Source organism: Streptomyces sp. BYX5S (assembly GCF_054724165.1).
Genome location: NZ_CM138829.1, coordinates 3,055,808 through 3,072,579, shown reverse-complemented (window position 1 = coordinate 3,072,579; position 16,772 = coordinate 3,055,808). Strand labels below are relative to the sequence as shown.

At 71.6% G+C, this 16,772-nt stretch carries 19 protein-coding genes; 7 read left to right on the top strand and 12 right to left on the bottom strand.

Features of this window, described 5'->3' with window-relative positions:
- Window positions 1-165: 165 nt before the first annotated feature.
- From ACYBSK_RS13965 to ACYBSK_RS13945, 5 genes are all read right to left on the bottom strand, one after another.
- A complete protein-coding gene (locus ACYBSK_RS13965) occupies window positions 166-1,464 on the bottom strand; it encodes a DUF6986 family protein (protein WP_460247027.1) in 1,299 nt (432 codons plus the stop codon).
- A 181-nt stretch (window positions 1,465-1,645) separates the two neighbouring features.
- Complete coding sequence (locus ACYBSK_RS13960; RefSeq protein ID WP_460246272.1) at window positions 1,646-2,608, bottom strand: electron transfer flavoprotein subunit alpha/FixB family protein; 963 nt, start codon at window positions 2,606-2,608, stop codon at window positions 1,646-1,648.
- Between the two features lie 59 nt (window positions 2,609-2,667).
- The gene (locus ACYBSK_RS13955) at window positions 2,668-3,456 is read right to left on the bottom strand and encodes an electron transfer flavoprotein subunit beta/FixA family protein (protein WP_457477376.1); all 789 of its coding nucleotides are present in this window, start codon (window positions 3,454-3,456) and stop codon (window positions 2,668-2,670) included.
- A gap of 259 nt (window positions 3,457-3,715) precedes the next feature.
- Window positions 3,716-4,222 (bottom strand): flavin reductase family protein, encoded by a 507-nt coding sequence (locus ACYBSK_RS13950; RefSeq protein WP_460246271.1) that lies wholly within the window; start codon window positions 4,220-4,222, stop codon window positions 3,716-3,718.
- 215 nt (window positions 4,223-4,437) lie between these two features.
- Window positions 4,438-4,779, bottom strand: a complete 342-nt coding sequence (locus ACYBSK_RS13945; RefSeq protein ID WP_460247026.1) for a TlpA family protein disulfide reductase — start codon at window positions 4,777-4,779, stop codon at window positions 4,438-4,440.
- 165 nt (window positions 4,780-4,944) lie between these two features.
- Here ACYBSK_RS13945 and ACYBSK_RS13940 point away from each other — a divergent pair, with 165 nt between their 5' ends.
- Entirely contained in the window at window positions 4,945-5,673 is a 729-nt protein-coding gene (locus ACYBSK_RS13940; RefSeq protein WP_457477374.1) for a lysophospholipid acyltransferase family protein, read from the top strand.
- Here ACYBSK_RS13940 and ACYBSK_RS13935 read toward each other — a convergent pair.
- The 6 genes from ACYBSK_RS13935 to ACYBSK_RS13910 all read right to left on the bottom strand — a co-directional run bounded on the left by ACYBSK_RS13935 (window position 5,651) and on the right by ACYBSK_RS13910 (window position 12,020).
- A complete protein-coding gene (locus ACYBSK_RS13935; protein WP_460246270.1) occupies window positions 5,651-6,277 on the bottom strand; it encodes a transglutaminase domain-containing protein in 627 nt (208 codons plus the stop codon). The two genes, ACYBSK_RS13940 and ACYBSK_RS13935, sit on opposite strands and share 23 nt — an antisense overlap.
- A gap of 86 nt (window positions 6,278-6,363) precedes the next feature.
- Window positions 6,364-7,446, bottom strand: a complete 1,083-nt coding sequence (locus ACYBSK_RS13930; RefSeq protein WP_460247025.1) for a threonine aldolase family protein — start codon at window positions 7,444-7,446, stop codon at window positions 6,364-6,366.
- The gene (locus ACYBSK_RS13925) at window positions 7,443-8,204 is read right to left on the bottom strand and encodes an SDR family NAD(P)-dependent oxidoreductase (RefSeq protein ID WP_460247024.1); all 762 of its coding nucleotides are present in this window, start codon (window positions 8,202-8,204) and stop codon (window positions 7,443-7,445) included. Before ACYBSK_RS13925 ends, ACYBSK_RS13930 begins: the two co-directional genes overlap by 4 nt.
- A gap of 32 nt (window positions 8,205-8,236) precedes the next feature.
- The gene (locus ACYBSK_RS13920) at window positions 8,237-9,646 is read right to left on the bottom strand and encodes a DUF6421 family protein (RefSeq protein WP_460246269.1); all 1,410 of its coding nucleotides are present in this window, start codon (window positions 9,644-9,646) and stop codon (window positions 8,237-8,239) included.
- Between the two features lie 81 nt (window positions 9,647-9,727).
- The gene (locus tag ACYBSK_RS13915) at window positions 9,728-10,726 is read right to left on the bottom strand and encodes an alpha/beta hydrolase (protein ID WP_460246268.1); all 999 of its coding nucleotides are present in this window, start codon (window positions 10,724-10,726) and stop codon (window positions 9,728-9,730) included.
- A gap of 163 nt (window positions 10,727-10,889) precedes the next feature.
- The gene (locus tag ACYBSK_RS13910; protein ID WP_460246267.1) at window positions 10,890-12,020 is read right to left on the bottom strand and encodes an LLM class flavin-dependent oxidoreductase; all 1,131 of its coding nucleotides are present in this window, start codon (window positions 12,018-12,020) and stop codon (window positions 10,890-10,892) included.
- Window positions 12,021-12,137: 117 nt separating this feature from the next.
- Between ACYBSK_RS13910 and ACYBSK_RS13905 the strand changes: the two genes are divergently transcribed.
- The 5 genes from ACYBSK_RS13905 to ACYBSK_RS13885 all read left to right on the top strand — a co-directional run bounded on the left by ACYBSK_RS13905 (window position 12,138) and on the right by ACYBSK_RS13885 (window position 15,616).
- Complete coding sequence (locus ACYBSK_RS13905) at window positions 12,138-13,382, top strand: hypothetical protein (RefSeq protein WP_460247023.1); 1,245 nt, start codon at window positions 12,138-12,140, stop codon at window positions 13,380-13,382.
- Window positions 13,383-13,461: 79 nt separating this feature from the next.
- Window positions 13,462-13,995 carry a heme-binding beta-barrel domain-containing protein gene (locus ACYBSK_RS13900; protein WP_457477369.1) on the top strand — a complete coding sequence of 178 codons (534 nt, stop codon included), beginning with the start codon at window positions 13,462-13,464 and terminating at the stop codon, window positions 13,993-13,995.
- A 67-nt stretch (window positions 13,996-14,062) separates the two neighbouring features.
- Window positions 14,063-14,665: a PadR family transcriptional regulator gene (locus ACYBSK_RS13895; RefSeq protein WP_460246266.1), complete on the top strand. Its 603-nt coding sequence runs from the start codon at window positions 14,063-14,065 to the stop codon at window positions 14,663-14,665.
- Between the two features lie 78 nt (window positions 14,666-14,743).
- Entirely contained in the window at window positions 14,744-14,869 is a 126-nt protein-coding gene (locus ACYBSK_RS13890; protein WP_457477367.1) for a hypothetical protein, read from the top strand.
- 63 nt (window positions 14,870-14,932) lie between these two features.
- Complete coding sequence (locus tag ACYBSK_RS13885) at window positions 14,933-15,616, top strand: glycerophosphodiester phosphodiesterase (RefSeq protein WP_457477366.1); 684 nt, start codon at window positions 14,933-14,935, stop codon at window positions 15,614-15,616.
- A 9-nt stretch (window positions 15,617-15,625) separates the two neighbouring features.
- On the opposite strand, the gene ACYBSK_RS13880 is transcribed toward ACYBSK_RS13885, so the two are convergent.
- Window positions 15,626-16,162 carry a GNAT family N-acetyltransferase gene (locus tag ACYBSK_RS13880; RefSeq protein WP_457477365.1) on the bottom strand — a complete coding sequence of 179 codons (537 nt, stop codon included), beginning with the start codon at window positions 16,160-16,162 and terminating at the stop codon, window positions 15,626-15,628.
- A gap of 77 nt (window positions 16,163-16,239) precedes the next feature.
- On the opposite strand from ACYBSK_RS13880, the gene ACYBSK_RS13875 reads away from it, so the two are divergent.
- Complete coding sequence (locus ACYBSK_RS13875) at window positions 16,240-16,632, top strand: VOC family protein (protein ID WP_460246265.1); 393 nt, start codon at window positions 16,240-16,242, stop codon at window positions 16,630-16,632.
- The last annotated feature ends 140 nt before the right edge of the window (window positions 16,633-16,772 follow it).

The following is a 16,772-nucleotide window of genomic DNA, read 5'->3' as shown; positions in this document are numbered from 1 at the left end:
GCTCGACCACCGCAAGGGCGTGTAGGGCTCGTCCCGACAGGGGCGTGGATGGCTCGCCCGAACGGGGTGAGGGGCTCGCCCGAACCGGGTGAGGGGCTCGCCCTGGCGGGGCGTGATGGGGGCGCTCCGCCAGGGTGTGGATCGCTCGGCCGGCCAGGGGGGACGCTACTTCGGGGACGTCGTCAGGTCGCCTCGGCGGGGGGACGCGTAGGACTCGAGGTCCGTGCGGGTGAGGCCGGAGAGGCGGGCGACTTCGGCGACGTCGAGGGCGCCGCAGTCGAGACCCCGCAGGAGGTAACCGGCGAGGGCCTTCGCCGTGGCGGGCTCGTCGGCGATGTCGCCCTCGGACTGGTTGGCGTAGGCGGCGAGCCGCGCCGCGGCGGCCTCGAAGCCCTCGCGGTAGAAGGCGAAGACGGCGGCGTAACGCGTCGGGATGTGACCGGGGTGCATGTCCCAGCCCTGGTAGTAGGCGCGGGCCAGCGCACGCCGGGTGAGGCCGAAGTGCAGGCGCCACGCGTTGTGCACCTTCTCCGTGGAGCCGACCGGCAGGACGTTCGTGGAGCCGTCCGAGACCCGCACCCCCGTCCCCGCGGCAGCGACCTGCATGACCGCCTTCGCGTAGTCGGCGGCCGGGTGGTCACTGGCCTGGTACGCGGCGGAGACACCGAGACAGGCGCTGTAGTCGAAGGTGCCGTAGTGCAGACCGGTGGCGCGGCCCTCCGCCGCCTCGATCATGCGGGCGACCGTGGCCGTGCCATCGGCGCCGAGAATGGACTGGCTGGTCTCGATCTGGATCTCGAAGCCGATCCGGCCGGGCTCCAGGCCGTGCTGCTTCTCGAACGCCTCCAGGATCCGCACCATGGCGGTGACCTGCTCCGGGTACGTCACCTTCGGCAGGGTCAGGACGAGGCCGTCCGGGAGGCCGCCGTGCTCCATCAGGCCCGTGAGGAAGATGTCGAGGGTGCGGATGCCGCGGTCGCGGACGGCCTCCTCCATGCACTTCATGCGGATGCCCATGTACGGCGCGGCCGTGCCGTTCGCGTACGCCTCGGCGATGACGCGGGCGGCGCGCGCGGCCGTCTCGTCCTCGTCGGCGTCGGAGGCGGGACGGTAGCCGTCCTCGAAGTCGACGCGCAGGTCTTCCACCGGCTCGCGCTCCAGCTTCGCGCGTACGCGGCTGTAGACCGGCTCGGCGAGGTCGTCGGTCAGCCCGAGGGCGGCGGCGAACGACGCGGCGTCCGGGGCGTGCTCGTCGAGCTGGGCGAGCGCCTTGTCGCCCCAGGTGCGGATGGTGTCGGCGTTGAACGCGTCACCGGGGACGTAGACCGTGTGGACGGGCTGACGGGTGCCGGGGTCTCCCGGGTAGCGGCGGGCGAGCTCCGCGTCGACCGGGGCGAGTGAGGCGCTGATGCTCTCGCTGACCGCGCCCGCGAGGCTCGTCGACACCTTCTCCTGCTGACCCATTCGTGCACTCTCCATATGCTCGATGTTTCCACTTCACGGAATCAACAATCCGTATAGCGAAGTTAACCGTCGGCTTGATCGGCGTCAATGGGTGTTTTTCGAGACTCCCCGCATCGTCCCGGTACGCGGACGGGGCCGCGCGGTGCGAACACCACGCGGCCCCGTCGACGTCGGATCCGTCTCAGCCCTTGCGGGTCTTGACCTCTTCGGTCAGGGCGGGGACGACGTCGAAGAGGTCGCCGACGACGCCGTAGTCGACGAGGTCGAAGATGGGCGCCTCGGCGTCCTTGTTGATCGCGACGATCGTCTTCGAGGTCTGCATGCCCGCCCGGTGCTGGATCGCGCCGGAGATACCGGAGGCGATGTACAGCTGCGGGGAGACGCTCTTGCCGGTCTGGCCGACCTGGTTGGAGTGCGGGTACCAGCCCGCGTCCACCGCGGCACGCGAGGCGCCGACGGCCGCACCCAGGGAGTCGGCGAGCGCCTCGATGACCGAGAAGTTCTCGGCCCCGTTCACGCCACGGCCACCGGAGACCACGATCGCGGCCTCGGTCAGGTCCGGACGGCCCGTCGACTCACGCGGCGTACGCGAGGTCACCTTCGTACCGGTGGCCTGCTCGGAGAAGGACACGGTCAGCGCCTCGACCGTGCCGGCGGCCGGGGCGGCCTCCACGGCGGCGGAGTTCGGCTTGACCGTGATCACCGGCGTGCCGGTGGTGACGGTGGACTTGGTGGTGTAGGACGCGGCGAACACCGACTGGGTGGCCACCGGGGCGCCGTCACCGGCCTCCAGGTCCACGGCGTCGGTGATGATGCCCGACTTGATGCGCAGCGCCAGACGCGCGGCGATCTCCTTGCCCTCGGCGGAGGACGGCACCAGCACCGCGGCCGGAGACACGGCCTCGTAGGCGGCCTGGAGGGCGTCCACCTTCGGCACGACCAGGTAGTCGGCGTACTCGGCGGCCTCGTGGGTGAGCACCTTCACCGCGCCGTGCTCGGCCAGCGCCGCGGCGGTGTCGGCGGCACCGTTGCCCAGCGCGACCGCGACCGGGTCACCGATCCGGCGGGCCAGCGTCAGCAGCTCCAAGGTGGGCTTGCGGACGGCACCGTCCACGTGGTCGACAAAGACCAGAACTTCAGCCATGGGACTTCAATCTCCTGCAATCACAAAGAACTTGGGCGATGGGTGGGTACGGCTGAAGCTCAGATGAACTTCTGGCCCGCGAGGAACTCGGCGAGCTGCTTGCCGCCCTCGCCCTCGTCCTTGACGATCGTGCCCGCGGTGCGCGCCGGACGCTCGTCCGCGGAGGCGACCTTCGTCCAGGCACCCTCCAGACCCACCTGCTCGGCCTCCAGGTCCAGGTCCTCCAGGTCCCACGCCTCGACCGGCTTCTTCTTCGCCGCCATGATCCCCTTGAACGAGGGGTAACGCGCCTCACCGGACTGGTCGGTCACCGACACCACCGCCGGAAGCGCCGCCTCCAGCTGCTCGGAGGCGGTGTCGCCGTCACGACGGCCCGTGACCTTGCCACCGGCGACCGCGACCTCGGACAGCAGCGTCACCTGCGGCACCCCCAGCCGCTCGGCCACCAGCGCCGGCACGATGCCCGCGGTGCCGTCCGTGGACGCCATACCGGAGACGACCAGGTCGTAGCCGGCCTTCTCGATCGCCTTCGCCAGCACCAGCGAGGTACCGATCGCGTCGGTGCCGTGCAGGTCGTCGTCCTCCACGTGGATCGCCTTGTCCGCGCCCATCGACAGCGCCTTGCGCAGCGCGTCCTTGGCGTCCTCCGGGCCCACCGTCAACACGGTGATCTCCACGTCGTCGTCCGAGTTCTCGGAAATCTGGAGCGCCTGCTCCACCGCGTACTCGTCCAGCTCCGACAGCAGACCGTCGACATCGTCACGGTCCACGGTCAGGTCATCGGCGAAACCCCGGTCGCCCGTGGCGTCCGGCACGTACTTCACGGTGACAACGATCCTCAAGCTCACGCCGGCTCTCCTACTGCAATCGTCTTTAACTGGGCGGCTGTCTTGCTACCAGCTGTACTGGCGGTTCGCCTGCTGTTCTGCTGCGGCTGAAAACGCCTTCTCGCAGGCAGCATATGCGCCTTGTGCGGACTCTTCCGGTCGGGGCGGCCCGCGCTCCGACGGAAACGTTACTCGCCAGTACACCCAGCTTATGCCCACTAAGCAAGCGCTTTGAACTGTGACCTTGCCAACGCTCCGTAACCGGTCGGCACAGGAACTTTCAGTCGCGCAGGCCGTTGAAGCGGCCCTGGTGGTAGAGCAGCGGACGACCGGCCCCGGCGGGGTCCCCGCTGACCGCCTCCGCGAGCACGATCTGGTGGTCTCCCGCGGGCACCCGCGCGATCACCTTGCAGACGAGCCAGGCGAGGACGCCGTCGAGGACGGGCACACCCTGCGGCCCCTCGAACCAGCGGGTGGGTGCGCCGAAGCGGTCGGCGCCGCTCTTCGCGAACGTCGCGGCGAGGTCGGCCTGGTGCTCGCCGAGTATGTGCACGCCGACGTGCTCGGCCTCGGCGACGGTGGGCCAGCTCGAGGAGCCGACACCGATACCGAAGGAGATGACCGGGGGCTCGGCGGAGACGGAGGCGAGGGACGTGGCGGTGAAGCCGACGGGGCTCGCGCCGGGCGCCGTGATCACCGCCACTCCGGCGGCGTGCTGCCGGAAGACGGAGCGGAGCAGTTCGGGGGTGGCCGCCTGGGCGGTGCGCAGATCGGGTGTGGCCGTCATGGAGTTGTCCTTCTGGCAGGAGGGTTCGAGCGGAGGGCCGTGGCTGCGTCAGACACGCGGACAGCGGGCGCTCGAACAGCGAGCCAGGTCCACGTGGAACCGCTCGACGAGAAGGAGATCCGAAGGCATAAGGTCACCCTGACGATACGTGGCGCGTGCAGTCAAGTGCGTTCCGTCATCTGGGAGATGCGTCACGCGCCCGCGTCACCGTCCGGTCACACCGCGTCGCCGAGCGCCGCGATGACATCCACCTTGCGCGGCTGGCCGGACGCGCGGCGCACCTCGCGACCGCGGGCGTCGAGGACGAGCACGGTCGGGGTCTTGAGGACACCGACGTCGCGGACGAGATCGAGGCGGTCCTCGGCGTCGATCTCGACATGAGAGACGCCCGGCACCATCGCGGCGACCTCGTCGAGGACGCGGCGGGTGGCCCGGCAGGGGGCGCAGAACGCGCTGGAGAACTGGACGAGCGTCGCCCGCTCCCCCAGCTCCTCGCCCAACTGCTCGGCGCTCCATGTGCGTTCACCCACGGTCACCCTGCTCCTCCTTTGATCCACCGCGTCCGGTGCAGCGTTCGCGGGCCGTTCGCGTATTCCCGGCACGTGACCAGGATCTCGTACAGGCGTGGAACCAGGACTGGTCACCCAGCCGTTGATGGGGCACGATCTGCGCAAGCCGGAAAACCTACGGCCGCGTAACTTACTGAAGGGCCCACCCCCTCCATGGCAGAGCTCGTCTACCGTCCGGTCATTGGCGCCGCACTCACGATGTTCAAGGCGCTCGACCTGAAGATCGACTGCAAGGGCTCGGAGAACATTCCGCGTACCGGCGGAGCAGTCCTGGTCAGCAACCACATCAGCTACCTGGACTTCATCTTCGACGGCCTCGCCGCCCTGCCGCAGAAGCGGCTCGTCCGCTTCATGGCGAAGGAATCGGTTTTCCGGCACAAGATCTCCGGACCGCTGATGCGCGGCATGAAGCACATCCCGGTGGACCGCACCCAGGGCGAGCACGCGTACCAGCACGCGCTGCGGTCGCTGCGCTCGGGCGAGATCGTCGGCGTCTTCCCCGAGGCGACGATCTCGGAGTCCTTCACGCTCAAGAACTTCAAGACCGGTGCCGTGCGCCTCGCGCAGGAGGCCGGGGTGCCGCTGGTGCCGATGGCGCTGTGGGGCACGCAGCGGCTGTGGACCAAGGGCAAGCCGCGCAACTTCAAGCGGCAGCACATCCCGATCACGGTCCGCGTCGGCGAGCCCGTGGAGGCGCCGGGCGACCAGTACGCGGGGGCCATCACGCGCCGCCTGAAGGACCGCGTACAGGAGCTGCTGGAGGCAGCGCAGCGCGCCTACCCGGTACGCCCCAAGGGTCCGGACGACACGTGGTGGATGCCGGCGCACCTGGGCGGCACGGCCCCGACACCGGAGCAGGTCAGGGCCGCGGAAGCGGGCTGACCTCCAGCGGCGCGAGCGTGTCCGGCAGGTTCTCCCACAGGTGGGGGCGGTCGGGTGCGCCGCGCAGCACGTCCAGCACCGCGGGGTGCGGCGCGGCGAACAGCTGCGGATGGTCCACCTCGCCGGCCGCCGGGTCCGGCACCCACGCCAACCGCTCCCCCTCCAGGGAGAATTGAGCGTCGACACCCGGTCCGTTGCCGCGGCAGTCCTGGCGGTGCCAGGCGCCGTGGAACCGTACGGCTGTCAGTGCGTGCAGGCACCAGCCCGTCCCCGCGTCGTGCGTGAGCCGCTGGTAGCACAGGGCCGTCGGGATGTCCTCGGCCCGCAGCAGCGCCGCCAGCGCGTGCGCCTTCGCGTGACAGATCCCCGTGCGCTTCTCCAGCACGTCGGACGCCCGCCACGTCACCCGCATGTCCCCGCTGTCCGCGGAGTGCGGAATCGTGTCCCGGACGAACGCGTAGGCGGCGCGCGCGTATGCATATGAATCGACGGCGTCGCGCGCGAGGCGCGCCGCCGTCTCCCGCACGAGCGGGTGGTGGTGGTCGATGACGTCGTCGGCCGCCAGATATGCGGACAGATCGGGATTCTGCTGGATCAGCTCCATGACACGCGAGCATAGGAACGCGACCGACCGCGCGTCAATGGATTTGCGGTCGGTCGCATACCTATGCGTTCCAGGAGGCTCGTCGGCTAGCGCGCCATCTCTTCCTTGAGTGCCGCGACGAAGGAGTCGACGTCCTCCTCGCTGGTGTCGTACGAGCACATCCAGCGCACGTCGCCGGCCGTCTCGTCCCAGAAGTAGAAGCGGTACTTCTTCATGAGGCGCTCGGACACGTCGTGCGGGAGGCGGGCGAAGACGCCGTTGGCCTGCACCGGGTAGAGGATCTCGACGCCGCCGACGGCGCGGGCGCCCTCGGCGAGGCGCTGGGCCATCTCGTTCGCGTGCCGGGCGTTGCGCAGCCACAGGTCCTTGGCGAACAGCGCCTCCAACTGCACCGACAGGAAGCGCATCTTGGAGTGCAGTTGCATGGACAGCTTGCGCAGGTGCTTCATGTGACGCACCGCGTCCTGGTTGAGGACGACGACGGCCTCGCCGAAGAGCGCACCGTTCTTGGTGCCGCCGAGCGACAGGATGTCGACGCCGACCGCGTTCGTGAACGTCCGCATGGGGACGTCGAGCGACGCGGCCGCGTTGGATATCCGGGAGCCGTCGAGGTGCACGACCATGTCGCGCTCGTGGGCGTGCTCGCAGATCGCGCGGATCTCGTCGGGCGTGTAGAGCGTGCCGAGTTCGGTGGACTGCGTGATCGAGACGACCTGCGGCATCGCCCGGTGCTCGTCGTCCCAGCCGTACGCCTGCCGGTCGATCAGCTCGGGGGTGAGCTTGCCGTCGGGCGTGGGCACGGTGAGCAGCTTCAGGCCGCCCATGCGCTCCGGGGCGCCGCCCTCGTCGACGTGGATGTGGGCGGACTCGGCGCAGATCACCGCGCCCCAGCGGTCGGTGACCGCCTGGAGCGCGACGACGTTGGCGCCCGTGCCGTTGAACACCGGGAACGCCTCGGCGGTGGGGCCGAAGTGGCTGCGGATGATCTGCTGGAGATGGACCGTGTACGCGTCCCCGCCGTACGCGACGTCGTGCCCGCCGTTGGCGAGGGCGAGCGCCGCCATCACCTCGGGGTGGCCCCCGGCGTAGTTGTCGCTGGCGAAACCCCTGGTGGCGGGGTCGTGATGCCGGCGGGCGTCGGTCTTCTGCACGTGGTTGGGCGGATTCACGGCTTCTCGGTCAGCCACAGACGGGTCCCGTTCAGTTCGGCGGCGGGCCGCTCCCAGACGCCGGTGATGGCCTCGGCCAGTTCCGTGACGTCCGTGAAGCCCGCGAACTTCGCGTTGGGGCGTTCGGCGCGCATCGCGTCGTGCACCAGCGCCTTGACCACCAGGATCGCAGCCGCCTGCTTCGGCCCCGTCTCGCCCCCCGCCTTGCGGAAGGAGTCGCCGAGCGCGAGCGTCCACGCCTCGGCGGCGGCCTTGGAGGCGGCGTACGCGGCGTTGCCCGCGGTCGGCTTGGAGGCACCGGCGGCGCTGATCAGCAGGTAGCGGCCGCGGTCGCTGCGGGACAGGCCGTCGTGGAACGCGAGGGAGGTGTGCTGCACCGTGCGGATCAGGAGCTTTTCGAGCAGGTCCCAGTCGGCGAGGTCGGTGTCGGCGAAGGTGGCGCCGCCGCGCCAGCCGCCCACCAGGTGCACGAGGCCGTCGACCCGGCCGAAGTCCTTCTCGACGCGGCCCGCCCAGTCGCGGGTGGCGTGCAGGTCGAGCAGGTCGACGTTGTCGCCGATGACGGTGGCCCCGCCGTGCGCGTAGCGCGCCTCGTCGACGGCCTCCACCAGGCGCTCGGCGTCCGCGTCGGCCCCGATGACGGTGGCGCCCGCCTCCGCGAGCCGCTTGAGGGTGGCCTTGCCGGCCGGTCCGGCCGCTCCGGCGACCGCGATCACCGCACCGTCCAGCGTGTCCCCGGTCCCATTGGTGTCGGTCATGTCGCCCGCCTCCTGCTGCTGTTCGCCGTGGCTCACGCGGCCACCCGCTCGGTGCTCTGCGCCGTGATCCCCTTCGTGGAGGCGATCACGGTCTTCAGCTTCTTCGAAAGCGCCTCATAAAACATGCTGAGCGGAAACTCGTCGGGAAGCACCTCGTCGACGAGTTTGCGCGGCGGCAGCGACGTGTCCAGGGCATCGGGGCCCTTCGCCCAGCGGGAGCCGGGGTGCGGCGCCAGGTACGTGGAGACGAGGTCGTACGCGGCGAACCAGTGCACCAGCTTGGGGCGGTCGATGCCGTCGCGGTACAGCTGCTCGATCTCGCCGCACAGCTGGTTGGTGACCTCGGGGGCGCGCTGCCAGTCGATGTGCAGCTTGTTGTCCGTCCAGCGCACCACGTCGTGCTTGTGCAGGTACGCGAAGAGGAGCTGGCCGCCCAGGCCGTCGTAGTTCTTGACGCGGTCGCCGGTGACCGGGAAGCGGAACATCCGGTCGAAGAGCACGGCGTACTGCACGTCGCGCGCCTGCGGGACCCCGTCGGCCTCCAGCTTCACGGCCTCCTTGAAGGCGGTGAGGTCGCAGCGCAGCTCTTCGAGGCCGTACATCCAGAACGGCTGGCGCTGCTTGATCATGAACGGGTCGAAGGGCAGGTCGCCGTGGCTGTGCGTGCGGTCGTGGACCATGTCCCACAGCACGAACGCCTGCTGGCAGCGGTCCTGGTCGGCGACCATGGCCCGGATGTCCGCGGGCAGTTCGACGCCGAGGATGTCGACGGCGGCCTCGGTGACGCGCCGGAAGCGGGCCGCCTCGCGGTCGCAGAAGATGCCGCCCCAGGAGAAGCGCTCGGGCGCCTCGCGCACGGCGATCGTCTCGGGGAAGAGCACCGCCGAGTTCGTGTCGTACCCGGAGGTGAAGTCCTCGAAGGTGATGCCGCAGAAGAGCGGGTTGTCGTAGCGGGTCGCCTCCAGCTCGGCGAGCCACTCCGGCCAGACCATCTTCAGCACGACGGCTTCCAGGTTCCGGTCCGGGTTGCCGTTCTGCGTGTACATCGGGAAGACCACCAGGTGCTGGAGGCCGTCTTGGCGCTGTGCGGCGGGCTGGAAGGCGAGCAGCGAGTCCAGGAAGTCCGGGACCTGGAAGCCGCCGTCGGACCAGCGGCGCAGGTCGCGCACGAGCGCCTCGTGGTACGCGGCGTCGTGCGGCAGCAGCGGGGCGAGCTCCTCGACCGCGGCGACGACACGGCCGAGTATCCGCTCGGCGTCGGCCTTCGCGGGGGCGCCGTCGGCGTCGAAGTCGATCGACCCGTCCTTGCTCTGCAGCGGCCTGAACTCCTCCACGGCGTCCTTGAGCAAGGGCCAGGCCGGGTGGTCCACCACCCTGGCACCGGGCACCTGGGCCGGAGAAACCTTTCCCTCCGCACCAGCCTGCACAAGAATTTCCGTCATGTCCCAACCTCCACGGGAGAACCTCGCGTAAGGACACCGTATGCGCGCGAGGTTCTCGACCACAAGGGGAGGTGCGGGAAATTATCCTGCCATACCCCCTAGATCACCGCTGTTTTTCCTGTCGCGCACGGTCGATGCGATCACCTCCGCCGCGCCCGCCACGGCCTCGCGGGCGTCCTCCAGGAGTTCCGGGAAGCCGAAGAATCCGTGGAACATCCGCGGGAAGTGGCCCTCCGTGACCGCGACCCCGGCGTCGCGCAGCGCCCTCGCGTACGCCCGCCCCTCGTCGCACAGCGGGTCGCAGCCGGCGGTGACGATGTGCGCGGCGGGCAGCCCGGCGAGGCTGTCCGCGAGGAGCGGCGACACGTGCGGGTGGGCGGGGTCGCCGTCGGCTCCGAGGTACTGCTCACGGAACCAGACGCAGTGGGCGGCGGTGAGGAAGTAGCCCTCGGCGTTGGCGTCGAAGGAGCCGGACTTCTGGCGGGCGTCGGTGGCCGGGTAGACGAGGATCTGCCGCGCGATCTCCGGACCGCCCTCGTCGCGGGCGAGCTGCGCGACCACGGCGGCGAGGTTCCCGCCCGCGCTGTCGCCCGCCACGGTGAGCGCCCCCGGGTCCGCCCCGAGCTCGCGCGCATGGTCGGCGACCCAGCACACGGCGGCGTACGCGTCCTCGACGGCGGCGGGGAACGGGGCCTCGGGCGCCAGCCGGTAGTCGACGGAGACGACGACCGCGCCCGCGTCGCGGCACAGGCGGCGGGCGGTGTGGTCGTGGCTGTCGAGCCCGCAGACGACCCAGCCGCCGCCGTGGAAGAACACCACGACGGGGCAGGGCCCGGACCGCGGCTCCGGCAGGTACACGCGTACGGGGATCGCCGGTGCGCCCGGCGGCCCGGGGATCCGGCGGTCCTCCACGGCGCCGACCACGGGCGCGGGGAACGGTGTCTCGGGGGCGGCGGCGAGGATGCGGCGGGCCTCGGCGGCGTCGGTGACGGTGCCGCCGAGGTCGGGGAACACGGCGGCGATGGCATCGACGAGCGGCCGGGCCTCGGGCGCGAGGCGGTCGACGGGGTCGGGGGACATGGGCGGCTCCTGGGACGGAGGGGGCGGATGCACGGGGCCGGGGGTGCGCCGGTGGTGGGACTCGGGAGCTGGGCAAGGCACGCGAGCGGTCGGTCGCACGGACGCAGGAGTGCGCGGACCGAGCGGTCACGCCGTACGCGCCACGCCCGCCCAACTGTGGCCCTCACTCCCCCACTTGGCCACGGAAGTGCGGGATGACTTTCTCGCCCCACTGCCGCAGCGTCTCCATGCACGCCTCCTGCGGCACGGTGCCCATCTGGATCAGGCACATGATCTCGTCGGCGCCCGCGTCACGAAGACGCTCGACGTAGGCGATGGCGTCGTCGGCGGTGCCGTACGCGTGGTCGGCGTTGAACGTGGCCGTGGCGGTGGGGCGGACGGGGATGCGGTGTTCGTGGAGGCGGGCGACGACCTGTTCGGCGGCGCGGCGCATCTCCGCCGCCTCGTCCGCACCCTCGACGACGGCCTCGTCGGGGATGCCGGCGCCGCCGTACCAGTGCCCGATGGACTGCGCGAAGAAGCGCTGGCCGCGGATGCCGATGCTGCGAGCGGTGTCGCGGTCGTCGAGGACGATCGTCGGGCACAGCACCGAGAAGTGGTCGTTCACGACGGAGGAGACATGGCGCTCGGGGGTGCGGGCCGCGAGCGCCGCGTCGTAGGCGCCGCGCATGTCGGCGATCGCCTCCGGGCCCGCGAATCCCATCACGAGGGCGCCCACGCCGAGTTCGGCGGCCTGGCGCAGCGTCTCCGTGCGGCTGCTTGCGAGGAACAGGGGCGGGTGCGGGGTCTGGACGGGGCGGGGCAGGATCGGGTGCGGGTCGATGTCGAGGAGCGGCCCGTGGTGCTCCAGCTCGTCCTTCTCCCACGCCTTCCCGATGATCCGCAGCGCCTCCTCGACCTCCTGCGCGGTCCGCTCCTTGTCGACCCCGCACAGCGACGTCTCCTGCGTGGTGCCGCCCCGCCCGGCACCGAGATCGAGCCGCCCGCCGGACAACAGGTCGAGCATCGCGGCGCGTTCGGCCACGCGCGCGGGGTGGTTGAAGTTGAACGGCATGCACACCACGCCGTGCCCCACGCGGATGCGGGTGGTGCGGGCCGCGACCCAGGTCAGGAAGATCTCCGGGGCGGACATGTGCGCGTACCACTTGAGGGAGTGGTGCTCGACCGCCCAGATCCGGTCGAATCCCATCTCCTCGGCGAACACGGCCTGTTCGACGCTGTCCCGCAGCAATTGGTGCTCGCGCTCGACGGTCGGGTCGGCGAGCTGGGCCTCGAAGATGACGGAGAACTTCACTGTGCCTCCCGCGGGTTGGGGGTGCCGTATGACTAATAGCTATATGACTGACCGTCAGAGAAGGGAAGAGTCACGACATCGCGTACCGCGGGATGGGAGGCTGAGGCGGTGACAGCCATGGAGCGGGACCCGGCGGTGCGCAGGCCGGTCGACGGGGAGATCCACGTCCACTACGGGCAGGCCTACGTCGAGAGCGACGACGGTCGCATGGCGGGCCCGCACGAGGCCCTCGCCGGTCAGCGGTCCGGGCTGTGCGGCGCCGCGGTGCCCGGTTTCCTGTTCCTCGTCACCGGGCTGCACACGGGCCACGTCGGTTTCAGCGTGGAGGTCCACGCGCGGGAGCCCGCCCTCGCCCCCGGCTGGGAGGACGTCGTCGAGGTGTCGTTCCGGCCGGCGTCGCCGCGCACCTTCCTCACCGAGTGGGGAGGCGAGGACGCGTGGGAGCTCGGGCTCGACGAGGTCGACCATCGCGTGCGGTACTGCGCGTCCGGCATGGACGCGGGCCGCGCGCTGGACACCCGCGGTGACGGTCCCCGGGCCGACCGCTACCTGTTGCAGTTCTGGCCCGCGCCCGCGGAGCCGGACCGCGTCGTGCGGCAGACGTCCGAGATCGCCGCGTACTGGCACGGGGTCGCCCGCGAGGTGCCACCACCGCCGACGGCCGCGGAGCGCGCCGCGCAGGAACGCGCGGCGCGCGCGGCGGAGGAACGCGCCGAGCGCGAGCGGCACGAGGAGCACGAACGGCGCGCGTGGGGCGGGCGGTCGCCCAGTGACAGCCTGCGCGCGGTGGAGGGACAGGCGTGGACCCTGCTCCGCTTCGACGCCGCCCTCGTCCATGAACTGGACGCCGCCGCCCCCGAGGTGCAGCGCGCGGTCGCCGTGCACGCCGCCCGGCGGGCGTGCGCCGTCGCCGGCATCGCCGGACTCTCCTGGGTGGCGCCCGCACTCGTGGCGCTCGACGAAGGGCGGGCGCTGCCGGCGCCGTTCGACGACTGGGACGAGATGTTCCAGGTGCTCTCCTCGGATCCGCGGGTTCCGGACCGGACGGTCCGGCAGGCGGTGCCGCCCACGGAGCCGGCGCCGGTGCACGCCGCCGCGTCCGTGGCCGGTCCCGCGCGCGCGTTCGCGGCGGACACCTCGGGGGCCGCGACCGAGCCGTACCCGGTGTCCCAGCCGCACATGGCGCTTCCCGCGGTCGTCGAGGCCAGTGACGGCCACCCCCTGAAGGCCGCCCTCACGTCCCTCGGGTCGGCGATCGCCGCCTTCGGAGCGGTGCAATGGCCGGTGCTGCTGCGCGAGGTGCGCGCCCTGTGCGCGCAGGCGGGCGGGGATCGCCCGGACGCCGCCACGACGCGGCCCTGAGGCGCTGCGCGGGCGGCACCTGGTCCAAACGGCAGGCCCTAGGCTTCCCGCGTCGACCCGATCACACCAGGAGCCACCCATGTTCGACCCCGCCCCGCCGCCCCCGTACCCGTACGGCGAGACGCCCGAGCCGCATCCGCTGCTCGCGCCCGTGCTCGGCCTCCTCGGCAGCTGGCACGGCCGCGGCAGCGGCGAATACCCCACCCTGGACGGCGACTTCGCGTACGCGCAGGAGGTCACGTTCAGCCACGACGGCAGGCCCTTCCTGCACTACGAGGCACGGGCCTGGCTGATCGACGGGAACGACGCGCCGGTGCGGCCCGCCGCGCGGGAGAGCGGGTGGTGGCGGGTGCAGCCGGAGGGGCGCGTCGAGGCACTGATCACGCAGCCCACCGGGATCGCGGAGGTCATGGTGGGGCAGGTCGCCGCCGGGACCGTCGACCTCGCCACGGACACCGTCGCCGGCACCCCGACCGCCAAGCAGGTCGACGCCACGCGGCGCCGCTACGCCGTCGAGGGCGACGCCCTCACGTTCACGCACGACATGGCGGCCGTCGGCCAGCCGCTCCAGCACCACCTCTCCGCGCGGCTGTGGCGCCGCAAGGACGGGTGACCGCCGGCGGTGGCGGCCGGTTCGGACCTCTTGCGCCCGTGACCTCCGCTCACTTCAATGCGGAGCCATGCCGACCACGCAGCTGCCGCCGACCGCCTGGGCCGTGCTCGGGCTGCTGTCCTTCCCGCCCGGTGAGCGGACCGGGTACGAGCTGAAGAAGTGGGCCGACGCCTCGCTGCGCTTCTTCTACGGCTCCCCCGCGTTCAGCCAGATCTACGCCGAACTGCGCCGCCTGGAGGAGCACGGCTACGCCACGTCGCGGCGCTCGGGCCCGGAGGAGCCGCGGGCCAAGCGCACGTACGCCATCACGCGCGCGGGCCGGGACGCGCTCGCGCAGTGGGCGGCGGGCGGTTCCGACCCGCACGCCGTGTCGCTGCGGCACCCGGTGCTGCTGCGGGTGTGGCTGGGGCATCTCGCGGCGCCGGAGCGGCTGCGCACGCTCGTCGAGGAGCATGTGGCGCGCACCGAGGGCGAGTTGAAGGAGGTGCGGGACGCGGCCGCGCGGGCGGAGGGCGTCGAGGCGTGGGCGCACCCGCAGATCGCGCTGCGCTGGAGCGAGCGGCGTCTGGTGGCCGAAGTCGAGCTCGCACGCGGCATGTTGGCCGATCTCGACGCGCTGCCCGCCGCTCCCGAGGTCAACGCCGACGGGGACGCGCCCACGACCGGGTGAGCGGGTTCGCGCCGGGGGCGGCCCGCCCGGTAGGACGGGCCTGCCCCTCTGCCCGTACCGCCGGAAAGCGCATCCGCCATGAGTACTCGTGCCGTCCTCGTCGCCGCCGTGATCACCGGACTGCTCCTCGGCGTGGTCGGCGCCAGAACCCACGACTCCGGAGCTTCCCGCAGGGGCGGTTCCATCGCGGAGGGGGGCCGTTAGGCTGCGAGTCCTGTCGCGTACGCGTGGCAGCACCGAGCCGCAGTCGACGGAAGCGAGACGACCTTGAACTTCCTCACCATCGGGCATCGCGGAGCCATGGGGATCGAACCCGAGAACACCCTGAGGTCCTTCGTAGCCGCCGAGCGCGGGGGACTCGACGTCATCGAGCTCGACCTGCACCTGAGCAAGGACGGCGCCCTCGTCGTCATGCACGACGCCGACGTCGACCGCACCACCGACGGCCACGGGCCCATCGCCGAGAAGACCCTCGCCGAGATCCGCGCCCTCGACGCCGGGCGCGGCGAGCGGGTGCCCGTCTTCGAGGAGGTGCTGGACGCGGTCGACGCCCCGCTCCAGGCGGAGATCAAGGACACGGCGGCGGCGCGGGCGCTCGCCGAGGTGATGCTGCGCCGCGATCTGGTGCACCGCGTCGAGGTGATCTCCTTCCACGACGAGGCCGTCGCCGAGATCGCCCGGCTGGTGCCCGGCGTCCGCACGGCGCTCGTCGCCAGCCGCTACGGCACCGGCGTCGTGGAGCGGGCGGTCACCGCGGGCGCCACGACGCTCGTGCTGAACATCCGCCGGCTCACCCAGGAGATCGTCGAGCACGCCCGCAAGGCCGACCTGCGGATCATCGGCTGGGTCGTGAACACACAGGACGACCTGCGGCTCGTCCGGGCGCTCGGGCTGGACGGCGCGACCACCGACTACCCGGAGATCAAGCGCACCGGCCGCTTCACGGCCTGAGCGGCGCGGCTACGCGTCGAGCGGCTTGACCAGCAGCTCGAACCGGAGGTCGTCGCGCTGCGGGATGCCGAAACGCTCGTCGCCGTACGGGAAGGGGCTGAACTTTCCCGTACGGCGGTAGCCGCGGCGCTCGTACCAGGCGATGAGTTCCTCGCGGGCGTCGATCACCGTCATGTGCATCTCGGTCACGCCCCACGTCTCGCGCGCCCTGCGCTCGGCCTCCGCGATGATCGTCTTGCCGAGTCCCGCGCCCTGCTGCGACGGGCTCACCGCGAACATGCCGAAGTACGCGTGGTCGCCGCGGTGCTCCAGCTGGCAGCAGGCGACGACCGCGCCGTCCCGCTCCACCGTGAGCAGCCGGCTGTCGGGGGCCTCGATGACGTCGAGCACGCCCTGCGGGTCGGTGCGCTGCCCCTGGAGGATGTCGGCCTCGGTGGTCCAGCCGGCGCGGCTGGAGTCGCCGCGGTAGGCCGACTCGACGAGCGCGACGAGGACGTCGACGTCCTCGGGCGTGGCGTCACGGAAGGCGAGGTCGACGGTGGTCATGGGCGGTTCTCCGGCTTCGTGGTCGACGGGCGTGGGGCGCCGTCGAGGTTAACGCGGGCGCACTACGCTGCGTCGGCATGGTTCACGTACTGAGCAGCAGGGTCCTGATCCGGCCGACCGATCCCGAGCGGTCGCGGACGTTCTACGGGGAGGCGCTCGGCCTCGCGGTGTACCGGGAGTTCGGCACCGGGCCGGAGCGCGGCACCGTGTACTTCCTGGGCGGCGGGTTCCTGGAGGTGGCGGGGCGGTCGGCGGAGGCGCCGGTGCCGAGTCTGAAGGTGTGGATGCAGGTGGCGGATGTGCGGGCGGTGCGTGAGGAGCTGGTGGGGCGGGGGGTTTCGGTGGTGCGGGAGCCCCTGCGGGAGCCGTGGGGGCTGGTGGAGATGTGGGTGGCGGATCCGGATGGGCACGAGATCGTGTTCGTGGAGGTGCCGGAGGATCATCCGATCCGGTACCGGGCGGGGATCTGAGGCGGTGGTCGTCTCGCTCGAACGGCCTAGGCCGGGTTTCGGGCCGCCGTGGTGGACGCCACGGGGCTCCGCCCCGGCCCCCGCTGCTCAATCGCCGCAGGGGCTTGAAGGGGCGCGGCCGGAAAAGTTCGTTGGGAGGT

Bases quoted from the DNA above. Each gene is read 5' to 3' on its own strand.
- ACYBSK_RS13960 (WP_460246272.1), bottom strand. From the start codon at position 2,608: ATGGCTGAAGTTCTGGTCTTTGTCGACCACGTGGACGGTGCCGTCCGC.
- ACYBSK_RS13940 (WP_457477374.1), top strand. From the start codon at position 4,945: ATGGCAGAGCTCGTCTACCGTCCGGTCATTGGCGCCGCACTCACGATG.
- ACYBSK_RS13900 (WP_457477369.1), top strand. From the start codon at position 13,462: ATGTTCGACCCCGCCCCGCCGCCCCCGTACCCGTACGGCGAGACGCCC.
- ACYBSK_RS13880 (WP_457477365.1), bottom strand. From the start codon at position 16,162: ATGACCACCGTCGACCTCGCCTTCCGTGACGCCACGCCCGAGGACGTC.
- ACYBSK_RS13935 (WP_460246270.1), bottom strand. From the start codon at position 6,277: ATGGAGCTGATCCAGCAGAATCCCGATCTGTCCGCATATCTGGCGGCC.
- ACYBSK_RS13875 (WP_460246265.1), top strand. From the start codon at position 16,240: ATGGTTCACGTACTGAGCAGCAGGGTCCTGATCCGGCCGACCGATCCC.
- ACYBSK_RS13890 (WP_457477367.1), top strand. From the start codon at position 14,744: ATGAGTACTCGTGCCGTCCTCGTCGCCGCCGTGATCACCGGACTGCTC.
- ACYBSK_RS13925 (WP_460247024.1), bottom strand. From the start codon at position 8,204: ATGACCGACACCAATGGGACCGGGGACACGCTGGACGGTGCGGTGATC.
- ACYBSK_RS13905 (WP_460247023.1), top strand. From the start codon at position 12,138: ATGGAGCGGGACCCGGCGGTGCGCAGGCCGGTCGACGGGGAGATCCAC.
- ACYBSK_RS13950 (WP_460246271.1), bottom strand. From the start codon at position 4,222: ATGACGGCCACACCCGATCTGCGCACCGCCCAGGCGGCCACCCCCGAA.
- ACYBSK_RS13915 (WP_460246268.1), bottom strand. From the start codon at position 10,726: ATGTCCCCCGACCCCGTCGACCGCCTCGCGCCCGAGGCCCGGCCGCTC.
- ACYBSK_RS13965 (WP_460247027.1), bottom strand. From the start codon at position 1,464: ATGGGTCAGCAGGAGAAGGTGTCGACGAGCCTCGCGGGCGCGGTCAGC.
- ACYBSK_RS13920 (WP_460246269.1), bottom strand. From the start codon at position 9,646: ATGACGGAAATTCTTGTGCAGGCTGGTGCGGAGGGAAAGGTTTCTCCG.
- ACYBSK_RS13895 (WP_460246266.1), top strand. From the start codon at position 14,063: ATGCCGACCACGCAGCTGCCGCCGACCGCCTGGGCCGTGCTCGGGCTG.